Annotated in this window: 3 protein-coding genes; all 3 read left to right on the top strand. The window is 46.1% G+C overall.

What is annotated here, in order from left to right; genetic code table 11:
* Positions 1–59: 59 nt before the first annotated feature.
* The gene (rplW, locus tag A3738_RS23920) at positions 60–353 is read left to right on the top strand and encodes a 50S ribosomal protein L23 (RefSeq protein WP_068475202.1); all 294 of its coding nucleotides are present in this window, start codon (positions 60–62) and stop codon (positions 351–353) included.
* Positions 354–367: 14 nt separating this feature from the next.
* Positions 368–1,195, top strand: coding sequence for a 50S ribosomal protein L2 (gene rplB / locus A3738_RS23925; protein WP_068475205.1), 828 nt, complete (start codon positions 368–370; stop codon positions 1,193–1,195).
* Between the two features lie 19 nt (positions 1,196–1,214).
* The coding region (locus tag A3738_RS29560) for a ribosomal protein S19 family protein (RefSeq protein WP_197473997.1) at positions 1,215–1,346 on the top strand (132 nt) is incomplete at its 3' end.

Raw genomic sequence — 1,346 nt, forward strand, 5'->3', positions numbered from 1 at the left:
GGCCACGATAAAGTAGTTGTTACTGTAGCTGCTTTGAAAAAGATTGAGGAGATGTTGGGATGAACCAAGAACGTATCTATAAAGTGCTTCTAGGCCCTCACGTTTCTGAAAAAACGTCAATGGCTACAGAAAACGATCAAGTTTGTTTCAAGGTTGCTCCAGATGCGAGCAAGCCAGAAATCAAGAAAGCAGTTGAAGCGTTGTTTAACGTAGATGTTAAGTCAGTTCAAACTGTAAATATCAAGGGCAAGACCAAGCTTACGCGTAACGGTCTTGGTAAGCGTAAAGATATTCGTAAAGCGTATGTTCGTTTGGCTGAAGGTCAAGACATCGACTTTATGGATGTTGAATAAGGTAGGAGATAGTTATGCCAGTCGTTAAAGCCAAACCGACTTCTGCCGGTCGCCGTCACGTAGTTAAGGTTGTAAACCCTGACCTACATAAAGGCCGTCCTTACGCGCCATTGGTAGAGAAAAAGTCTAAGAGCGGCGGTCGTAACAATAACGGTCGCATTACAACTCGTCATAAGGGTGGTGGTCACAAGCAGCACTACCGTTTGATCGACTTCAAGCGTGGGAAAGATGGTATTCCTGCGACTGTAGAGCGTTTGGAATATGATCCAAATCGTTCTGCGCACATTGCATTGCTTAAGTATGCTGATGGTGAGCGTCGTTACATTATCGCTCCTAAAGGTCTTAAGGCAGGTGATGAAGTTCGCTCTGGTGAAGATGCGCCAATCAAGGTTGGTAGCACATTGCCAATGCGAAATATCCCAGTAGGTAGTGTTATTCACTGCATCGAGATGAAGCCTGGTAAAGGCGCTCAGATCGCACGTAGTGCTGGTACTTCTGCACAACTAGTAGCGCGAGAAGGTGCATATGCAACTCTTCGTTTGCGTTCTGGTGAGATGCGTAAAGTGCTTGCTGAATGTCGTGCGACTTTGGGTGAGGTTTCTAATAGCGAGCATAGCCTACGTCAATTAGGTAAAGCGGGTGCATCACGTTGGCGCGGTATTCGACCAACAGTGCGTGGTGTTGTTATGAACCCAGTTGACCACCCACATGGTGGTGGTGAAGGGCGAACCTCTGGTGGTCGTCACCCTGTTACTCCTTGGGGTGTGCCTACTAAAGGTCATAAGACTCGCAAGAACAAACGCACTGACAAGATGATTGTACGTCGTCGGTCGGCTAAGTAATTAAGAAGAGGATTACGCTGTGCCACGTTCTTTGAAAAAAGGTCCATTTATTGACCTTCATTTATTAAAGAAAGTAGAAACGGCTCTGGAGAAGGGCGACAAGAAGCCAATTAAAACTTGGTCTCGTCGTTCAACAGTTTTTCCAGAGATG

The sequence above is a fragment of the Oleiphilus sp. HI0066 genome (assembly GCF_001635725.1).